This window comes from Enterovirga rhinocerotis, assembly GCF_004363955.1.
In the GTDB taxonomy this organism is placed as follows: Bacteria; Pseudomonadota; Alphaproteobacteria; order Rhizobiales; family Beijerinckiaceae; genus Enterovirga; species Enterovirga rhinocerotis.
This window is the reverse complement of the sequence record NZ_SNZR01000011.1, coordinates 1,654,938-1,671,417: the sequence shown is the minus strand read 5'-3', so window position 1 is coordinate 1,671,417 and position 16,480 is coordinate 1,654,938. Positions and strand designations below refer to the sequence as shown.

Below are 16,480 nucleotides of genomic sequence, written 5' to 3'. Positions count from 1 at the left end.
TCATGTGGGGATTGCATCGCGCTTAACGCAATCGAGAAGGAGCGCTCGATCGTCTCGCGGCCGCCGGGCCGGCTTCCCCGGGGCCGGCGGAGGGCATAACGGAAGAAGGGACCCGCAGCCGTCGAGTCGCGTTCCTTCCCGGAGCGACAGGCTCGCGATCAAGAGGATGGGATCATGCGTCCGACCCTGCATGGACCGGTCGGCCTCGCCTTGGCCGCCTGTCTGCTCGCTTCCGTGCCGGCCAGTTCCCAGACGCTCCGCGACGGCCGCGCGGCGGAACCTCAGCGGACCGTGCCGACGGGGCAGCCGCAGGTTCAGCTCTCCTTCGCGCCCGTCGTCCGCAACGCGGTCGGCTCGGTAGTCAACGTCTACGGCGCGCGGGTCGAGAAGAACCCGCGCATGGCGCAGATGGACGAGTTCTTCCGCCGCTTCTTCGGGGAGCGCGGGCCCAGCATGGCGCCGGAGCGCACGCAGCGCTCGCTCGGCTCGGGCGTGATCGTGGATTCCTCGGGCCTCGTCGTCACCAACAACCACGTCATCGCGAGCATGACCGAGGTGAAGGTGGCGCTGCATGACCGGCGCGAGGTCGAGGCGGAAATCCTCCTGCGGGATCCGCGCACCGATCTCGCCGTCCTCAGGCTGAAAGGGAAGGGGACCTACCGCGCGATCGACCTCGGCGACCCCGACGAACTCCAGGTCGGCGATCTCGTCCTCGCCATCGGCAACCCCTTCGGCGTCGGGCAGACGGTGACGCAGGGGATCGTCTCCGGGCTCGCCCGGACGAATATCGGCGTGAGCGATTACGGCTACTTCATCCAGACGGACGCCTCGATCAATCCGGGCAATTCGGGCGGCGCCCTCGTCGACATGGCCGGACGCCTCGTCGGCATCAATTCCGCCATCTATTCCCAATCGGGCGGCAGCGTCGGGATCGGCTTCGCCATCCCCTCGAACATGGTGCGCGCGGTCGTCGCGTCGGCCAAGGCCGGCGCGAAGGCGATGCAGCGGCCCTATCTCGGTGCGACCCTGCAGAAGGTGAGTGCCGATCTCGCCGAGGGCCTCGGCATCGACCCGCCGACCGGTGCGCTCGTCGCGTCGGTGCGGTCGGGCGGGCCCGCCGAGCAGGCGGGGCTCAGGACCGGCGACGTGATCCTCGAGGTCGACGGGCGCATCGTCGACGACCCCGATGCCTTCGGCTGGCGCTTCGCGCTGAAGGGCGTGACGGGCGAGACCCCGGTCAAGGTCAATCGCCGCGGCAAGAGCGAGGTCCTGACGATCAAGCTCGGTCCGCCGCCAGAGGTCCCGGCGCGCGATCCGATCAGCCCGCGCGGGCGGACGCCCTTTACCGGCATGACCCTCGTCAATCTCTCCCCGGCCGTCTCCGACGAGATGCATCTCGACCTGCAGGAAGGCGTCGTCGTCTCGGAGGTGGAGGATGGCACGACGGCCGAACGCCTCGGCTTCCGCAAGGGCGACGTGATCGTCGCCATCAACGGCGACCGCATCCGGACGACGCGCGAGCTCGATCGGATCGTCCGGGATGGTGCCAGGGGCTGGGAGGTCTCGATCCGGCGCGCAGGCCAGGTGCTGACGAGCGTCTTCGGCGGCTGACGCCTCCGGCTCAGTTCACGGCGCAGAAGCCGCCGCCGAACGTCGCGCCGGCCGCACAGGCCGGCCGGGCCTTCCGCGCCGGTTGCGCCGCGGCGGAGGTCGATCTCGGCGAGAGGGGCGCCAGCGTTCCACGGTCGGAGGCAGGGATGGTGGAGCCTGTCGGCGTGTCGCCAGATGAGTCGCCACGGGCGCGCGCGCCGCGAGAGGCTCCGATCGCTCCGCCGACGATCGCCGCCGGCAATACGCCGCCGGAGCCGTGGGCCGGACGGATCGGCTGGGGCGCCGCGTGGGCCGGACTTGCAACCGGGCTCGGGTTCGACGACTTGAACCGGGCGCGCGGGCGGGCATCGGCAGGCGCCACCGAGGACAGGATGATGGCGGCGGCGACGGAAACGACGATGGCGTGCATGAGAGATCTCGCGCTGTCCGACCGTTGTCGCACCGGGCCGTGACTGCCTGGTTGAGGAACATCACCAAGAATCCGTAGCTTCGATCGCTGCATTTTGAGAGGCCGACACCGGCCTCTGCTGGAGTAGGGATGTCGGATCTCTTTCAAGCCGCCGGGCTCGATCGGGGCGCGCCGAGGCCTCTCGCCGATCGTCTTCGGCCGCAGAAGCTCGACGAGGTCGTGGGGCAGGATCATCTCGTCGGGCCGGACGGGGCGCTGAGCCGGCTCGTCGATGCGGGCTCGCTCGGCTCGCTCATCTTCTGGGGGCCGCCGGGAACCGGAAAGACCACCATCGCGCGGCTCCTCGCAGGCGTGACGAAGCTCCGGTTCGAGCAGATTTCCGCGATCTTCTCGGGCGTGCAGGATCTCAAGAAGCTGTTCGAGGCGGCGCGCGGCCGCCGCGCGACGGGGGAGGGCACGCTTCTCTTCGTCGACGAGATCCATCGCTTCAACCGCGCCCAGCTCGACGCCTTCCTCCCGGTCATGGAGGACGGCACCATCACGCTCGTCGGCGCGACGACCGAGAATCCGTCCTTCGAACTCAACGCGGCGATGCTGTCGCGCGCCCGGGTGATGACCTTCCGCGCGCTCGACGAGGAGGCGATCGGCAAGCTTCTCGTCCGCGCCGAGGAGGCGGAGGCCAAGGCGCTGCCGCTCGATGGGGAGGCCCGAGCTTCGCTGGCGCGGATGGCTGACGGCGACGGCCGTGCGGCCCTGACGCTCGCGGAGGAGGTGTGGCGGTCCGCGAAGCCGGACGAGGTGTTCTCGGCGGCCGAACTGCAGGACATCGTCCAGCGCCGCGCGCCGATCTACGACAAGGCGCAGGAGGGGCACTACAACCTCATCTCAGCGCTGCATAAGACGGTGCGCGGCTCGGACCCCGACGCCGCCCTGTACTATCTCGCCCGCATGCTCGACGCGGGCGAGGACAGGCTCTTCATCGCTCGCCGCCTCGTGCGGATGGCGGTCGAGGATATCGGGATGGCCGACCCGCAGGCGCTCGTCGTCGCGAACGCGGCCAAGGACGCCTACGATTTCCTCGGCTCGCCGGAGGGCGAACTCGCGCTGGCCCAGACCGTCGTCTATCTCGCCACCGCGCCGAAATCGAACGCGGTCTATGTCGCCTACAAGGCGGCGACGGCACTGGCGAAGGAGCATGGCTCGCTCACGCCGCCTAAGACGATTCTCAATGCGCCGACGAAGCTGATGAAGCGCGAGGGCTACGGCGCGACCTATCGCTACGACCACGACGAGCCCAACGCCTTCTCGGGACAGAATTACTGGCCCGAGAAGCTCGGCCGCCAGACCCTCTACCAGCCGACGGGGCGGGGGCTCGAGGCGCGGATCGGGGAGCGGCTCGAGCGCTGGGCGGAGCTTCGGCGAGAGCGGGGCGAATAGCGGCGCGCCCGCTATTCCATGACGGCGGCCTTGAGGATGCAGACCATGCTCGCCTCGCCCGGTCCGTCTCCGACGCAGCGGACGATGTGGGGACGGTCGCAGCGATAGCGGAGCGTCTCGCCGGCGCGGGCATGCTGGACGATCCCGGCCACCTCCACCTCGAATTCGCCGGTGCGGACGGACAGGCTCTCGATGGAGCCGCGCTGGTGGGCGTCCGATTCGAGCACGCCGCCCGGCTCGGCCGCGACATCATACCATTGCAGCCATTCGACGGTCTTGATCCAACCGATGATGGCGAGCCGCATCCGGCCGTCATCCGACACGAGAATCGGGGTGTCGCCCTTCGAGGACTTCTCGATGAACGGATCGTCTTCCGCCGTCGCGAGGACCCGCTCGATCGAGACGTCGAGCGCCTGGCTCAGGCGCCAGATCGTCGCCAGGGTCGGGTTGGTCTCGTTGCGCTCGATCTGGCTGATGATCGACTTCGCCACGCCCGATTGCTCGGCGAGCTCGGAGAGCGACAGGTTGTAGGCCTTCCGAAGGCGTTGAATCGTCTTGCCGAGGTGGCCCGAGAGCTCCTGCGCTCCCGCCTCCAGTCCTCGTACTCTCTCACGTCCCTCGACGCCCATCCCGCTCACTTTCGGCAACTGCGCACCAGACGAGGACGCGAACCGGCACCCGTCTGTGCGTGTTCGGGCACGCTAGACCATGCGGCGGGTCCAGTGAACCTGACCGCCGGCCCTGACGCCTACCACCACCGATGAAAGTGATGCACGGGCCCCGATCCGCTCCCGACAGCGAGCCGGTCGGAGGCCTTGAGTGCGTCGGACAGGTACGACTTCGCCTCCGAGGCGGCGTCCGGCAGGCTCCGCCCGGCAGCAAGGAAGGCCGCGATGGCCGAGGACAGCGTGCAGCCGGTCCCGTGGGTGTTGCGGGTTTCGAGGCGCGGCCCCGGCAAGCGGAGCGTTCCCTCGGCGGTCACGAGGATATCGGTGCTTTCCGGACCCGATCCATGGCCGCCCTTGATCAGCACCGCGCCGGCACCGAGCGCGAGAAGGCGCCGACCCTGCTCGGCGATGTCATCCTCGGTCTCCGCGATCTCGGTCCCGAGGAGTTCCGCGGCCTCCGGCAGGTTCGGCGTGACCAGAGCGGCGAGGGGCAGCAAGCGCGAGCGGAGCGTGTCGATCGCATCGAGCGAGATGAGGCGATCGCCGCTGGTGGCGACCATGACGGGGTCCAGCACGACGTTTCGCGCCGCGTGCCGCACGAGACCGCTCGCGACGGCCTCGATCGTCTCGGGGCGCGAGAGCATCCCGATCTTCACGGCGCCGACGTCGAGATCGGTCATGACGCTGTCGATCTGCGCGGCGACGAAATCCGGCGGGACGTCGTGGATCGCCTGCACGCCGCGGGTGTTCTGAGCGGTGAGAGCGGTCAGGACGGACGCGCCATAGGCGCCGAGGGCCGAGAAGGTCTTGAGGTCGGCCTGAATGCCGGCGCCCCCGCCGGAATCCGAGCCCGCGATGGTGAGAGCGATGATCGTCATGGATTTGTCTTTGGCCTGCGCAGCGGAGAAGGTGAAGCCCGGACGACGCGCCGTCCCGGTCGCCTTGTGCCTATTCCGCCGGCGAGCCGTAGCGGCCGGCCGCCGTCTCGTCCCGTGACGAAGGCTCGGATTGTCCGGCGGCAACGCCCTCGGCGCCCACAGGCGGGACGGCCGACGTCCGGCCACGCGTAAGGTGCGTCAGGCGCGCCGTCTCCATGGCGGCAACCCGCGCGGCTCGCGCGAGGGCGGCGAGCGTCGCCGCGACGGCGAGGCTGGCCGCGCCGGCATCTCCCAAGGCGATCGCGTGCCGATCCAACTGGTCGCAGAGTTCGGCGTCGAACCCGGCTTCGCGCATCATCCAGGCCGTGTCCTGGATGCCCTCGGCTTCCTTCGTGATCGCCGCCGCGGCCCAGCGTGCGGCGTCGGCGAGGTCCCTCCGAGCCGCATCGTTCTCCGCGGTGACGCCGAGCCAGTCCGGACGGAGCTGCCGTTCGACGTCGAGGATGGCAGCCTCGATGGCTTCGGCCCGCGACCGGATGCCGTTCCGATCGGGTGGGGGCCGCAGGTCGGAGACGCGGCTGTCGAGCCGCGCGATCGCATCCAGCAGCGTGCCGGTTTCCTCGGCACGGATCCGGCGAGCGTGCTCGGCGAGGAAGGCGCGTCCGCGCGCCGTCGAGGCGAGAGCGCCGACGATCGCGTCGTAGGCGCTCGCCGAGGCGGCGGAAGCGTCGGTCTCTGGCATCCCGGTCCCGAAGAAAAGACGTTCGTCCCAGTCTCCTCCGGAAGTCTTACGCTCCCGTAAGCGGGCTCAGCCCCAGAGTGCCCGAGAAGCCGGATGCACGAGGCTGCCCTCGAAGGTCAGGCCCGGTTCGCGATCCCGAGCCAGGAGCAGCGGTCCGTCGAGGTCCACGAACCGAGCCCTCGGGGAGACCAGCAGCGCCGGCGCCATCGCGAGCGAGGTGCCGAGCATGCAGCCGATCATGATCGTGAAGCCAAGCTTCTGCGCATCGTCGGCGAGCGCGAGCGCCTCGGTGAGCCCCCCGGCCTTGTCGAGCTTGATGTTGATCGCGTCGTAGCGCCCGCGGAGCCGCTCGAGGTCGGAGCGGTCGTGGAGGCTCTCGTCGGCGCAGAGCGGGACGCGTCGATCGATGCGGGCGAGGATCGCGTCCTCGTCGGCCTTCACCGGCTGCTCGATCAGTTGCACGCCGGCCGCAGCGCAGGCGGCGAGATTCTCTTCGAGGTTGGCCTCGGTCCAGCCTTCGTTGGCATCGGCGATGAGGGTGGAATCGGGCGCCGCCCTGCGCACCGCCGCGATCCGCTCGGGATCGCCCTCGGGGGCTCCAAGCTTGATCTTGAGGATCGGCCGGGCCGCTGCCTTCGCCGCCGCCTCGAACATCTCCGACGCCGAGCCGAGCGAGATCGTATAGGCCGTGGTCACGGGCGGCAGACGGTCGATGCCCGCGGCGACATGCGCGGGAACGCCGGTGAGCTTCGCCTCGAGGTCCCACAAGGCGCAATCGACGGCGTTGCGGGCGGCACCGGCCGGCATGGCGGACTGGAGATCCTGACGGGTCAGGCCGCCCCCGAGTTGGGCGGCCATCGCCTCGATCGCCTCGGCCACGCCCTCGACGGTCTCCCCGTAGCGCGCATAGGGCACGCATTCGCCGTGGCCGGAGGCGGACCCGTCGGTGATCGTCGCCGTCACGACGGCGGCCTCCGTCCGACTCCCGCGGGCGATCGTGAAACGCCCCGCGATCGGAAAGCGTTCGATCTCGACCTTCAGCGCCCGTGCCATGCCGTCCTCTTCCAGAATCCTGTGCCACCTGGCCGCGCTCGACGCGCGTGGTCTTGGCGGCTATCACCGGCATCCCCAGGTGCCAAGAGTCGGAAAGGCGATCGCTTGCCCGCGAGTGAACTCGGCGCACACGATCTCGACGGACGCGGTCTGCACGGCGCTTCCGCCGAGCGGGAGCCAAGAGCCGAGATCGGGGAGGCTGGCGACGAGCTGCGCGCTCGGTTGTCGGGGCGCTGGACCGTCGAACATGCGGGAGCCGTCGAGCGCACGATGGCGGCGCTCACCAACTCGGTCGGCGACGCCGGTCGGGTTCTGCTCGACCTCTCGGGGATCGACCGTCTCGACACGCTCGGCGCGTGGGTCCTCGACCGGACGCGGCATGAACTCGGCGAGCGAGGCCTCGCGGCCGATTTCGTGGGCGCGCGGGCCGAGCACAACATTCTCCTGAACGAGGTCGCCTATCGCGGCTTCCAGGGTGCGCCGGTCAAGGACACCTGGAATGTCGTCGATATCTTCGTCGACATCGGGAAGACGATGGTCGAGGCCTGGAAGGACCTCGTGCGCGGCGTCAGCTTCCTCGGCGAACTCGTGATGGCGATGCTGAGGCTGCTGGTGCGGCCGAGCCGCTTCCGCCTGCCTGCGCTGATCAACCAGCTCGAGTTGATCTGCTTCCGCGGCGTGCCGATCATCGTGCTGATCTCGTTCCTGGTCGGCGCGATCGTCGCTCAGCAGGGCATCGTGCAATTGCAGCGCTTCGGCGCGCAGGCCTTCGTCGTCAACCTCTCCGGCATCCTGAGCCTGCGCGAGCTCGGGGTCCTGCTGACCTCGATCATGATCGCCGGCCGGTCCGGCTCCGCTTTCACGGCCGAGATCGGCTCGATGAAGATGCGCGAGGAGATCGACGCGCTGCGCGTCATGGGCCTCGACCCGATCGAGGTGCTGATCGTGCCGCGCGTGCTGGCCTTGATGATCGGCCTGCCGATCCTGGCCTTCCTCGCGGCGATGGCCGCTCTCCTCGGTTCGGGCGTCGTGGCCTGGATCTACGGCGACATCCCGCCCGACGTCTTCCTCGCCCGGCTGAAATCGACCATCGACCTGCGCACCTTCCTCGTCGGCATCATCAAGGCGCCGTTCATGGCGATCGTCATCGGCGTCATCGCGTCGAACGAGGGGATGGCGGTGCAGGGTTCGGCCGAATCCCTCGGCCGCCACGTCACAGCCTCCGTCGTGAAGTCGATCTTCATGGTGATCGTGCTGGACGGCTTCTTCGCGATCTTCTTCGCCGCGATCAAATTCTGAGACATGCCGAGACCTCCCATCACGCCGCAGGACGAACGCGACCGCGAAGCGGTGATCCGCGTGCAGGACCTCGTCGTCGGTTTCGGCGAGCGTCTCATCATGAAGAAGCTCAACCTCGACGTGTATCGCGGCGAGATCCTCGGCTTCGTCGGCCCATCCGGTCAGGGGAAGTCGGTCCTGACCCGCGCGATCCTCGGGCTCGTGCCGAAGCGGGAGGGCACGATCGAGGTGTTCGGGGAGAATCTCGACGAGATCTCGCCGCAGTCGCGGCAGGAGATCGAGCGCCGCTGGGGCGTCCTGTTCCAGCAGGGCGCCCTGTTCTCCGCCCTGACCGTGCGGCAAAACGTCCAGGTTCCGATGCGAGAATACCTCAACCTGTCGGAGCGGTTGCTGGACGAACTCGCGATGCTGAAGATCGAGATGGTCGGCCTCAAGCCGGACGCGGCCGACAAGCTGCCGTCGGAGCTTTCCGGAGGCATGATCAAGCGTGCCGCGCTTGCGCGCGCCCTGTCGCTCGATCCCGAAATCCTCTTCCTCGACGAGCCGACCTCGGGTCTCGATCCCATCGGCGCCGGTGAGTTCGACGACCTGATCGCGACGCTCCAGCGTACGCTCGGACTCACCGTCTTCATGGTGACGCACGACCTCGACAGCCTTTATACGGTCTGCGATCGGATCGCGGCCCTCGGCGATGGTCGCATTATCGCCCAGGGTCCGATCGAAGCTATGCTTGCATCGGACGATCCCTGGGTCCGCTCCTACTTCCACGGAAAGCGTGCCCGGGCGGCCATGGCCGGCGCGGCGTGAGTCGAGACGCATAAGTCGACACGGATGAGTCGAGGCGAATGGAAACCCGCGCCAACTACGCTCTGATCGGATTGTTCACGATCGCCGTCCTCGGGGCGGCGTTCGGGTTCGTCTACTGGTTCGCCGGGACCGAAAGCGGCAAGGACCGGCCGACCTATCGGATCGAGTTCTCCGGCTCCGTCGCCGGCCTGTCGAAGGGCTCGCCCGTCCTGTTCAACGGCATCCGCGTCGGCGACGTGCAGAGCGTCGAGTTGTCGGAGACCGCTCCGGACCAGGCCTTCGCCACGATCCAGGTCGCCAAGACGACGCCGATCCGTGACGACACCCGCGCGTCGCTCGACGTGAACCTGCTCTCGGGCGTCGCGCAGATCGCCCTGATGGGCGGCGCGCACGATGCGCCCGCGCTCCAGAAGCGTCATCCCGACGATCCCTATCCGACGATCACGGCGGAGCCTGGCGGCCTTGGCAGCATCATCCAGTCCGCGAAAGGTGCGGTCGAGCGCGCCAACGTGCTGCTGGACACGCTGAACTCGGTCATCGGCGACAATCGCGGCTCCATCAACGCCTCGATCAAGAACTTCGAGGTCTTCTCCGAAGCGCTGGGCAAGAACGCGCCGCAGCTCGACCGCCTCATCGCCTCGGTCGCGGAGGCGGCGACCCAGATCGGGCCGGTCGCGGCCAAGCTCGGATCGCTGACGGACGATGCGACTAGCGTCGTCCGATCCGTCGAGCCGGAGCGTGTGCGCCAGATCGTCCGCAACGTCGATTCGGCGTCCGGTCGTCTCGACGGCGTGCTGAAGGCGGCCGAAAGCTTCCTCGGTTCGGCGGCGGGCGAGGAAGGCAAGAGCACCTTCGCCTCGATTCGCACCGCGATGGACGCCTTCCAGCGGGCGAGCGACAACCTGAGCCGCAGGGCGACGGAGATCGCAACGGCGGTGTCGCGCCTCTCGGCGACGGGCTCGCGGCAGGTGGATTCGCTGGGCGCCGATGCCCGCCGGGCCGTCAATACGATCGGCCGCGCAGCCGGGAATCTCGAAAGAAATCCGTCCTCTGTCATTTTCGGCACAGGCCGCGCGCCGATCCCCGAGTATAGTGGCCGCTGATCAACCTCGAACCATCGTGCTCTCCGTGCGTATTCCGGCCACCGGCGGCCGCTTCGGCTCCCGCTTCAGACGTTCCGTCCCCAGGGTGCTGGTCGCCGCGCTGGCCATGCCGATCTTCGTATCGGCATGTTCCTCGCCGCCGGCGCCCGCCTTCGACCTGACGGCGCCCGCCTCGCCGAGCCGTCGCAGCGCTCTCGCCGGCCGGCAGATCGTCGTTCCGGAGCCGAGCACGATCGGCCCGCTCGAGGCCGAGCGCATCGTCGCGCATGATGCGGCGAACTCGATCTCCTACATTTCGGGCGCGCAATGGGCCGACCGGCTGCCGCGTCTCTTCCAGGCCCGGCTGATCCAGACCTTCGAAAACGGGTCGAGCGTCCGGGCGAGCCGACCCGGCGACGGCGTCGTCGGCGATTACCAGCTCAACACCAACATCCGCGCCTTCCAGCTCGATGCGAGCCGCAGCGAGGCCTATGTCGAGGTCTCGCTCAACCTCGTCGACCTGAAGAGCGGCAAGCTCGTCAGCGGCCGGGTCGTCAGCCGGCGCGTGCCGGTGCCGGATGGGCGCGGGGCCACCGTCGCCCAGGGGCTTGATCGTGCGCTGTCCGGTGTCCTGCTCGATATCGTGCGCTGGGTCGGCGGCGGTCGCTGAACCGGCGGGATCCGGCGGCCGGCGAAAATTTCGCGGCTCGCCTCTCCCGCGTGGCCGGCCGCGCACCATCTAGGGCGGGCCGTCATTCCACGGAGCGGAAACACATCATGACCCGCCTTGCTGCAAGCGTCGTCGCATTCGCCCTGTTCGGGGGGCTCGGAGCCGCCCAGGCGCAGACGACCCGGAACGCCATCATCGCACCTGGCAAGCCGACGAACGTCGCGACAGTCACCGCGCTCAAGAAGGATTGCCGGGCCGGCGAGGTCGGCAGCTTCCGCATCGTCACCCAGCCCAAGAACGGCACGACCGGGTTCTGGAAGGGAAGCGCCAAGACGCCCGCCGGCTTCCGCTGCCCGAACGTCGATACGGCCATCCAGCGGCTGATCTACACGCCGAAGAAGGACTTCCAGGGCACGGACGAGCTGACCTTCGAGCAGAAGGATTCGGACGGCGCGACGGAGACGATCAACCTGAAGATCACGGTCGGCAGCGGCAAGGGATCCGCGCCGCAGCCCAAGGGCAAGGGCGGGGTGGTCGATCTCTGATCCGCGGCTGCCGCCGGGAAACGCCTCTTCCGGATGGCCGGCTTGTCCCGGCCATCCAAGCTCCCCGCGCACCGGTCATCGACCGGTTCGTGGATGTCGGCCTCCCCTGAGGATGGCCGGGGCGATGTCGGGCCGGTGAAAATCCTGCGGCCCTCGCCGACGGCTCGACTTTCGCGGCCGCTCTCCCGATAAAGGTTCCGTTCGCCGCACGAACGGGGCAGCCCTTGATCCCATCGCTTCTGATCGCCAATCGCGGCGAGATCGCCGTCCGGATCATCCGGACCGCGCGACGCCTCGGCATCCGCACGATCGCCGTGCATTCCGAGGCAGATGCGAAGGCGCTCTTCGTGCGCGAGGCCGACGAGGCCCATCTCGTCGGCCCCGCCGCGGCATCCGAGAGCTATCTCAAGATCGACCGCATCCTCGAGGTCGCGAAGCGAAGCGGCGCGGCGGCGATCCATCCCGGCTACGGCTTCCTGTCCGAACGCGCGGAATTCGCCGAGGCCTGCGAGGCGAACGGCATCATCTTCGTCGGCCCGCCGGCTTCCGCCATCCGGGCGATGGGGCTCAAGGACGCGGCCAAGGCGCTGGTGGCCCAGGCGGGCGTCCCGGTCGTGCCGGGCTATCACGGGGCGAAGCAGGAGCCGGATTTCCTCCGCCAGAAGGCCTATGAGATCGGCTATCCGGTCCTCATCAAGGCGGTCGCGGGCGGCGGCGGCAAGGGCATGCGCCGCGTCGATCGGGCGCTCGATTTCGAGGCCGCTCTGGAAAGTGCGCAGCGCGAGGCGCAGAACGCCTTCGGCGATGGCCGTGTGCTGGTCGAGAAATACGTGCTCTCGCCTCGGCACGTCGAGGTCCAGGTCTTCGCCGACGGCCACGGCAACGTCGTCCATCTCTTCGAGCGCGACTGCTCGCTCCAGCGGCGCCACCAGAAGGTGATCGAGGAGGCGCCGGCGCCGGGCATGACGGCGGAGACGCGCGAGGCCATGGGCCGCGCGGCCGTCGAGGCGGCCCGCGCCGTCGGCTATGTCGGAGCCGGCACGGTCGAGTTCATCGCCGATGCGCGCGAGGGGCTCCGGCCCGACCGCTTCTTCTTCATGGAGATGAACACGCGCCTGCAGGTCGAGCATCCCGTCACCGAGGCGATCACGGGGCTCGATCTCGTCGAGCTTCAGCTCCGCGTCGCCTCTGGCGAGACGCTGCCCTTCACGCAGGACGACCTCCGGATCCAGGGCCATGCGGCCGAGGCGCGGCTCTATGCCGAGGATCCGGAGAAGGGCTTCCTGCCCTCGACCGGACGGCTCTGGGCGCTCCGGTTCCCGACGGGGGAGGGCCTGCGGATCGACACGGGCGTCGTCGAGGGCGACGAGGTCACGCCCTTCTACGATCCGATGATCGCCAAGGTGATCGCCCACGGCCCCGACCGAGAGACGGCCCTCTCGCGGCTGTCCTCTGCCCTGGCCGAGACACGGGTGGCGGGCCCGCGGACCAATGTCGCCTTCCTGAAGGCGCTCGCCGACGCGCCTGGCTTCAGGGCCGGAGATTTCGACACCGGCTTCATCGACCGCAATCTGGACGCGCTCGGCGCCGTCGAGCGCGGGGTGGACGAGACGGCCGTCGCCCTCGGTGCCCTGCGGCTGCTCGAGCGCGACATGAAGGCTGCGTCGCCGCGTGCGGGGGCATCATCGGCCTGGGATGGCCGGGATGGGTTTCAGCTCGTCGGTCGCCGCGAGCAGGTCATGCCGGTCGTCGTCGACGGCACGCGGCACGACGTCTCCGTCGAGTGGGCGGTCTCGGGCGGCGATGCGGCCGAGGCGGATGTCGCTGTCCGGTCCGGCAGCGTGACCGAACGTCGTCTCGGCCGCTACCGCGACCTCCCGGAGGCTGGTTTCGTCGAGCGGGGCGACGGCGTCTATGTCCTGGATGGCGGGCGCCAGACCTTCGTCGCGTCCTTCGATCCCTTCGCGGTCGATCTTGAGCATCTGGACGCGGGCGATTCCATCGCCGCACCGATGCACGGCAAGTTGGTCGCTCTGTTCGTCGCGGCCGGCGACAGGGTCGAGAAGGGCCAGCGCCTCGCCGTCGTCGAAGCCATGAAGATGGAGCACGCACTGCTCGCCCCGCGCGACGGCGTCGTGGCGGAGGTCTCGGGCGAGCCCGGCACTCAGGTCGCGGAAGGCGCCCGTCTCGTCACGCTGGAAGCCGAAGCGGGCTGAACGCGGACGCGTTCACCGCAGGATCTCGATCCCGGCGCCGGCGAAGACCGGATCGGCACTCACGAGCACCGCGTTCTCCAGCGCCGCCTGCGCCGCGAGCAGGCGGTCGAACGGATCGCGGTGCGCCCAGGGGAGAAGGCCTGCCTCGGCGGCGTGGACCAGGGTGATCGGCAGCGGCGTCAGACGCTTGGCTTCGATGGCTTCGCCGAGATTGGCGAGGATCGCACCTCCACCCGCCCATTTGCCGATGCGGAACTTGGTTGCGATTTCCCAGGGAACGACGGCGCTCAGCAGAAGCTCCACGCCCGCTCCCTCGATGGCATGAAGCGCCGCACGCGAAAGGCGACGATCGGCGCCAGCCCACCATGCATAGATATGCGTGTCGAGAAGAAGCCTCACCGCTCCGGATCCGGGTCGGGAGGGGGGTCGTTGGGATCCGGACCGTGGCCTTCCCACAAGCGAAGCTCTTCCTCCGGAAGAGGATCGAAGAAAACGGAATCGGGCAACTCCGGCAGGTGTTTCAGCCATCCACCCTTGCGGACCGGAGCCTTTGGCTCCACCAGCACCAGCCTCACCACGGGCTCCTTGCCGCGTGCGATCACGATGTCCTCGCCGGCCTCGGCGCGCGCGATCAGCTTCGAGAGCTGCGTCTTCGCCTCGTGGATCGTGATGGTGGCCATCGCGCATCTCCTTAGCTAAGGTCTTAGCTAACTCTGGGTCCGCCCATCGTCAAGGCAGGGCTGGCTCGTCGGGCCGTCTCGGCAGCGCTGGACGGGTCTCGGCACAAGCGGCACAACTTGTTGCGGATACGACAAGATTCGCCCGTGCAGACGAACCGCGCTTCTCCTCCCGGTCCGACCGATCCGGACCTTCCGGTCTTCGCTTATCTGCTTGCGCTGTCCGAAACCGATGAGCGTCCGAAGGACGACGCGGCAAGGCCGGGGGATTTGCGGCGCCGTGCCGGCGGAGGCTTTTGGATCTTCGACGGCGAGCGCTGGATCGAGTGGTAGCTCGGCCTCACCGTCGCGCGATGAGCCTCAGCAGGACGGCGATCCAGGCCGCGTCGCCTGCGGCCTTCGAGCCGCGAACGCGGATGAGCGCCGCGGCGCCGAGGCAGGCCACACCCGTCACGCCCGCGAGCAGGAAGCACATCCGCCAGTCCGCCCCCTGAACGGCAGCCAGCACGAACGAGAGCAATGCACCCGGCGCCGCCAGCAGGAGCGTGACCCTTGCTAGGCGGTTATAATCCTCGGGCAGCATCTGCCGCTGAACCTCGGGCTCCATCGCGGCCTCACCTTCCTGTGCAGCGCAGGAACGGTCCGTTCCAGCCTTGTCCGACGAATCGGTAGCGCAGGCGGGGGCCATCGAGCGTCGCGACGACGCGCGCGGGTTCGTCGCCGCCTTCGCTGAAATTGCAGCGGCCGGACCAGCGCACCGTATCGGCGCGACGGCTGACCGTGCGGAACGCGCAGGTGAAATCCTCGCCGCCGAGGCCCATCGGCTCGATCACGACGACCGAGAGGGGTTTCCCGCATGCGCCGCCGATCGCCCAGGTCCCGACGATCGTTTCCTTGGCGGAGCCGGGGCAGGCGAGAAGGAGAGCGAGCCCTGGGAGCATGAGCCGGACGAGGGTCGACATCGGGTCCAACCTCCGGCGCGAACCGCGCATCCGCAGTCTTAGCGTCCATCGATGTCCGGCGTGCTGCGTCCCGGTGCAGGTGAGGCCAGGATCCCGCTTATAGAACCAGGTCTCGGGCGTTCCACGCTCGAGCATCATGTCGGCCCGCCAGCAGCCCGCGGCGAGGTCCCAGCACCAGATCTGCGATATCCCGGGGCCGGGCGAGGCGGCCGGCGCGAGCGGCGTGACGGTTCCGTCATGAGCGGTGTGGAACGCCATGCCGGCCAGCGCCCGCCTGAAGCGCGGCAGATCGTCGGCGAGGATCGTGAACTCGATATCCTCGTGCTCGCGCGTCTCGCGACCATGCCACAGATCGAGCGCCCAGCCGCCGACGACACACCACGGCGCGGACAGGCCCGCGAGGCGGGAGGCGAGTTCCGTCGGCGTCCAAGGGCTCCAGACGTCCTCGGGCCGGGTCTGCATGCTCATCGGCGCGTCATGCGCGATCTCGTCGGCAGACGCCATCCCGGAGGATCGAGCCGCCATCGATCATGCCTCTAACCAATTAAACCAAAGTGGTTTGTCTGCGCGTCGAGGAAAGCTGAACTCCGATACGGCACTGTGCTTTTGCCGGCTATCCGGACCGTATTGGTTTGAAAGGTTTTGGTTTTGGCCAAAAGTCGGCATCTCAAACCAATCGACGATCAAGCCCCGGCGCTGAGCATCGTGTTCGCCTCGACCATGAGGTGATGGCGGAGGGACTTCTCGGCCAGATGGCGGTTCCGGTCGGCGATGGCGTTCGCGATGGCGCGATGCTCTGTGTCGGAGGCGCCGGCCGCGAAGCGGTATGCAAGGCGCTCCCAGCCGGCGCCGCGGCGCGCCTCGGCGAGGCGCTCATAGGCCGCGATCAGGACCGGATTGCGGGTCGCCTCGGCGATGGCGTGGTGAAAGTCCCGATCCGCCGCCTCCCGATCGCCGGCGGATGCATGGTCGCTTCCCTCGGTCCGGGAGAGCAGTCCCGCGACCTGCCGGCCGGTCGCGTTCTCGGCCGCGAGGCCGGCGAGAAGAGGCTCCAGCACGAGACGGGCCTGCATGACGTCGCGAGGCGATGACGAGGCGGCGAGGTCGTCGGATGGTTCGGAGGAGGCTAGCCGCCCGTCCGGACGGCTCTGTGCCTCGAGCCGCCCTTGAAGAAAGGAGCCTCGTCCAACCTGGCGCAGAAGGCGGCCATCTTCTTCCAGCCGGGCCAGGACCTTTCGCAGTTCCGCGCGGGACACGCCGAGTTCGGTGGCCAGGATCCGCTCGGCCGGAATGCGACCGTCGGGGCCGAGCGGTGCCCGCTCCAACCATTCTTGCAAGGTCTGCTCAATGGTCGAAGGCATGGATAGGGAGGGCTGACCGGATCATGCCGACGAAGCTAGGTGCGGGCGCCGCCCTAAGCAAGC

The 16,480-nt window shown here is 68.7% G+C and carries 19 protein-coding genes; 9 read left to right on the top strand and 10 right to left on the bottom strand.

Annotation, left to right across the window (positions count from 1 at the left end; genetic code table 11):
* Positions 1 to 174: 174 nt before the first annotated feature.
* Positions 175 to 1,611, top strand: coding sequence for a Do family serine endopeptidase (locus EV668_RS08650; RefSeq protein WP_133769356.1), 1,437 nt, complete (start codon positions 175 to 177; stop codon positions 1,609 to 1,611).
* 10 nt (positions 1,612 to 1,621) lie between these two features.
* On the opposite strand, the gene EV668_RS08645 is transcribed toward EV668_RS08650, so the two are convergent.
* Positions 1,622 to 2,020 carry a hypothetical protein gene (locus tag EV668_RS08645; protein ID WP_133769355.1) on the bottom strand — a complete coding sequence of 133 codons (399 nt, stop codon included), beginning with the start codon at positions 2,018 to 2,020 and terminating at the stop codon, positions 1,622 to 1,624.
* A gap of 129 nt (positions 2,021 to 2,149) precedes the next feature.
* On the opposite strand from EV668_RS08645, the gene EV668_RS08640 reads away from it, so the two are divergent.
* Positions 2,150 to 3,457, top strand: coding sequence for a replication-associated recombination protein A (locus EV668_RS08640; RefSeq protein WP_133769354.1), 1,308 nt, complete (start codon positions 2,150 to 2,152; stop codon positions 3,455 to 3,457).
* 11 nt (positions 3,458 to 3,468) lie between these two features.
* On the opposite strand, the gene EV668_RS08635 is transcribed toward EV668_RS08640, so the two are convergent.
* The 4 genes from EV668_RS08635 to dgcA form a co-directional block, all read right to left on the bottom strand.
* The gene (locus EV668_RS08635) at positions 3,469 to 4,086 is read right to left on the bottom strand and encodes a helix-turn-helix domain-containing protein (RefSeq protein WP_133770101.1); all 618 of its coding nucleotides are present in this window, start codon (positions 4,084 to 4,086) and stop codon (positions 3,469 to 3,471) included.
* Between the two features lie 119 nt (positions 4,087 to 4,205).
* Positions 4,206 to 5,003 (bottom strand): bifunctional hydroxymethylpyrimidine kinase/phosphomethylpyrimidine kinase, encoded by a 798-nt coding sequence (gene thiD, locus EV668_RS08630; RefSeq protein WP_133769353.1) that lies wholly within the window; start codon positions 5,001 to 5,003, stop codon positions 4,206 to 4,208.
* 70 nt (positions 5,004 to 5,073) lie between these two features.
* Positions 5,074 to 5,745 carry a hypothetical protein gene (locus EV668_RS08625; protein WP_133769352.1) on the bottom strand — a complete coding sequence of 224 codons (672 nt, stop codon included), beginning with the start codon at positions 5,743 to 5,745 and terminating at the stop codon, positions 5,074 to 5,076.
* 66 nt (positions 5,746 to 5,811) lie between these two features.
* Positions 5,812 to 6,798 (bottom strand): N-acetyl-D-Glu racemase DgcA, encoded by a 987-nt coding sequence (gene dgcA / locus EV668_RS08620; protein ID WP_133769351.1) that lies wholly within the window; start codon positions 6,796 to 6,798, stop codon positions 5,812 to 5,814.
* Between the two features lie 105 nt (positions 6,799 to 6,903).
* Between dgcA and EV668_RS08615 the strand changes: the two genes are divergently transcribed.
* The 6 genes from EV668_RS08615 to EV668_RS25750 all read left to right on the top strand — a co-directional run bounded on the left by EV668_RS08615 (position 6,904) and on the right by EV668_RS25750 (position 13,417).
* Complete coding sequence (locus EV668_RS08615) at positions 6,904 to 8,097, top strand: ABC transporter permease (RefSeq protein ID WP_425359595.1); 1,194 nt, start codon at positions 6,904 to 6,906, stop codon at positions 8,095 to 8,097.
* A gap of 3 nt (positions 8,098 to 8,100) precedes the next feature.
* A complete protein-coding gene (locus EV668_RS08610) occupies positions 8,101 to 8,904 on the top strand; it encodes an ABC transporter ATP-binding protein (RefSeq protein WP_208111493.1) in 804 nt (267 codons plus the stop codon).
* Positions 8,905 to 8,942: 38 nt separating this feature from the next.
* A complete protein-coding gene (locus tag EV668_RS08605; protein WP_133769350.1) occupies positions 8,943 to 10,007 on the top strand; it encodes an MlaD family protein in 1,065 nt (354 codons plus the stop codon).
* Positions 10,008 to 10,032: 25 nt separating this feature from the next.
* Entirely contained in the window at positions 10,033 to 10,656 is a 624-nt protein-coding gene (locus EV668_RS08600) for an ABC-type transport auxiliary lipoprotein family protein (RefSeq protein ID WP_166652389.1), read from the top strand.
* Between the two features lie 107 nt (positions 10,657 to 10,763).
* Positions 10,764 to 11,201: an Ig-like domain-containing protein gene (locus EV668_RS08595; protein ID WP_133769348.1), complete on the top strand. Its 438-nt coding sequence runs from the start codon at positions 10,764 to 10,766 to the stop codon at positions 11,199 to 11,201.
* A gap of 224 nt (positions 11,202 to 11,425) precedes the next feature.
* The gene (locus tag EV668_RS25750; protein WP_133769347.1) at positions 11,426 to 13,417 is read left to right on the top strand and encodes an acetyl/propionyl/methylcrotonyl-CoA carboxylase subunit alpha; all 1,992 of its coding nucleotides are present in this window, start codon (positions 11,426 to 11,428) and stop codon (positions 13,415 to 13,417) included.
* A gap of 12 nt (positions 13,418 to 13,429) precedes the next feature.
* Here the strand turns inward: EV668_RS25750 and EV668_RS08585 are convergent, their stop codons facing one another.
* A complete protein-coding gene (locus EV668_RS08585) occupies positions 13,430 to 13,816 on the bottom strand; it encodes a type II toxin-antitoxin system VapC family toxin (RefSeq protein WP_133769346.1) in 387 nt (128 codons plus the stop codon).
* Positions 13,813 to 14,097: a type II toxin-antitoxin system Phd/YefM family antitoxin gene (locus tag EV668_RS08580; RefSeq protein WP_133769345.1), complete on the bottom strand. Its 285-nt coding sequence runs from the start codon at positions 14,095 to 14,097 to the stop codon at positions 13,813 to 13,815. The genes EV668_RS08585 and EV668_RS08580 overlap by 4 nt, the downstream gene beginning before the upstream one ends.
* A 144-nt stretch (positions 14,098 to 14,241) precedes the next feature.
* Between EV668_RS08580 and EV668_RS08575 the strand changes: the two genes are divergently transcribed.
* Positions 14,242 to 14,427: a hypothetical protein gene (locus EV668_RS08575; RefSeq protein ID WP_133769344.1), complete on the top strand. Its 186-nt coding sequence runs from the start codon at positions 14,242 to 14,244 to the stop codon at positions 14,425 to 14,427.
* 7 nt (positions 14,428 to 14,434) lie between these two features.
* Here the strand turns inward: EV668_RS08575 and EV668_RS08570 are convergent, their stop codons facing one another.
* From EV668_RS08570 to EV668_RS08560, 3 genes are all read right to left on the bottom strand, one after another.
* Positions 14,435 to 14,701, bottom strand: a complete 267-nt coding sequence (locus EV668_RS08570; RefSeq protein ID WP_133769343.1) for a hypothetical protein — start codon at positions 14,699 to 14,701, stop codon at positions 14,435 to 14,437.
* A gap of 7 nt (positions 14,702 to 14,708) precedes the next feature.
* Positions 14,709 to 15,560 (bottom strand): nucleotidyltransferase domain-containing protein, encoded by an 852-nt coding sequence (locus EV668_RS08565; RefSeq protein ID WP_133769342.1) that lies wholly within the window; start codon positions 15,558 to 15,560, stop codon positions 14,709 to 14,711.
* Positions 15,561 to 15,739: 179 nt separating this feature from the next.
* Positions 15,740 to 16,417: a FadR/GntR family transcriptional regulator gene (locus EV668_RS08560; RefSeq protein WP_133769341.1), complete on the bottom strand. Its 678-nt coding sequence runs from the start codon at positions 16,415 to 16,417 to the stop codon at positions 15,740 to 15,742.
* Between the last annotated feature and the right edge of the window lie 63 nt (positions 16,418 to 16,480).

What these genes read in the sequence shown, in the direction of transcription:
- EV668_RS08650 (WP_133769356.1), top strand. Translation starts at nt 175, where the DNA reads ATGCGTCCGACCCTGCATGGACCGGTCGGCCTCGCCTTGGCCGCCTGT.
- EV668_RS08645 (WP_133769355.1), bottom strand. Translation starts at nt 2,020, where the DNA reads ATGCACGCCATCGTCGTTTCCGTCGCCGCCGCCATCATCCTGTCCTCG.
- EV668_RS08640 (WP_133769354.1), top strand. Translation starts at nt 2,150, where the DNA reads ATGTCGGATCTCTTTCAAGCCGCCGGGCTCGATCGGGGCGCGCCGAGG.
- EV668_RS08635 (WP_133770101.1), bottom strand. Translation starts at nt 4,086, where the DNA reads ATGGGCGTCGAGGGACGTGAGAGAGTACGAGGACTGGAGGCGGGAGCG.
- thiD (WP_133769353.1), bottom strand. Translation starts at nt 5,003, where the DNA reads ATGACGATCATCGCTCTCACCATCGCGGGCTCGGATTCCGGCGGGGGC.
- EV668_RS08625 (WP_133769352.1), bottom strand. Translation starts at nt 5,745, where the DNA reads ATGCCAGAGACCGACGCTTCCGCCGCCTCGGCGAGCGCCTACGACGCG.
- dgcA (WP_133769351.1), bottom strand. Translation starts at nt 6,798, where the DNA reads ATGGCACGGGCGCTGAAGGTCGAGATCGAACGCTTTCCGATCGCGGGG.
- EV668_RS08610 (WP_208111493.1), top strand. Translation starts at nt 8,101, where the DNA reads ATGCCGAGACCTCCCATCACGCCGCAGGACGAACGCGACCGCGAAGCG.
- EV668_RS08605 (WP_133769350.1), top strand. Translation starts at nt 8,943, where the DNA reads ATGGAAACCCGCGCCAACTACGCTCTGATCGGATTGTTCACGATCGCC.
- EV668_RS08595 (WP_133769348.1), top strand. Translation starts at nt 10,764, where the DNA reads ATGACCCGCCTTGCTGCAAGCGTCGTCGCATTCGCCCTGTTCGGGGGG.
- EV668_RS08580 (WP_133769345.1), bottom strand. Translation starts at nt 14,097, where the DNA reads ATGGCCACCATCACGATCCACGAGGCGAAGACGCAGCTCTCGAAGCTG.
- EV668_RS08570 (WP_133769343.1), bottom strand. Translation starts at nt 14,701, where the DNA reads ATGGAGCCCGAGGTTCAGCGGCAGATGCTGCCCGAGGATTATAACCGC.
- EV668_RS08565 (WP_133769342.1), bottom strand. Translation starts at nt 15,560, where the DNA reads ATGGCGTCTGCCGACGAGATCGCGCATGACGCGCCGATGAGCATGCAG.
- EV668_RS08560 (WP_133769341.1), bottom strand. Translation starts at nt 16,417, where the DNA reads ATGCCTTCGACCATTGAGCAGACCTTGCAAGAATGGTTGGAGCGGGCA.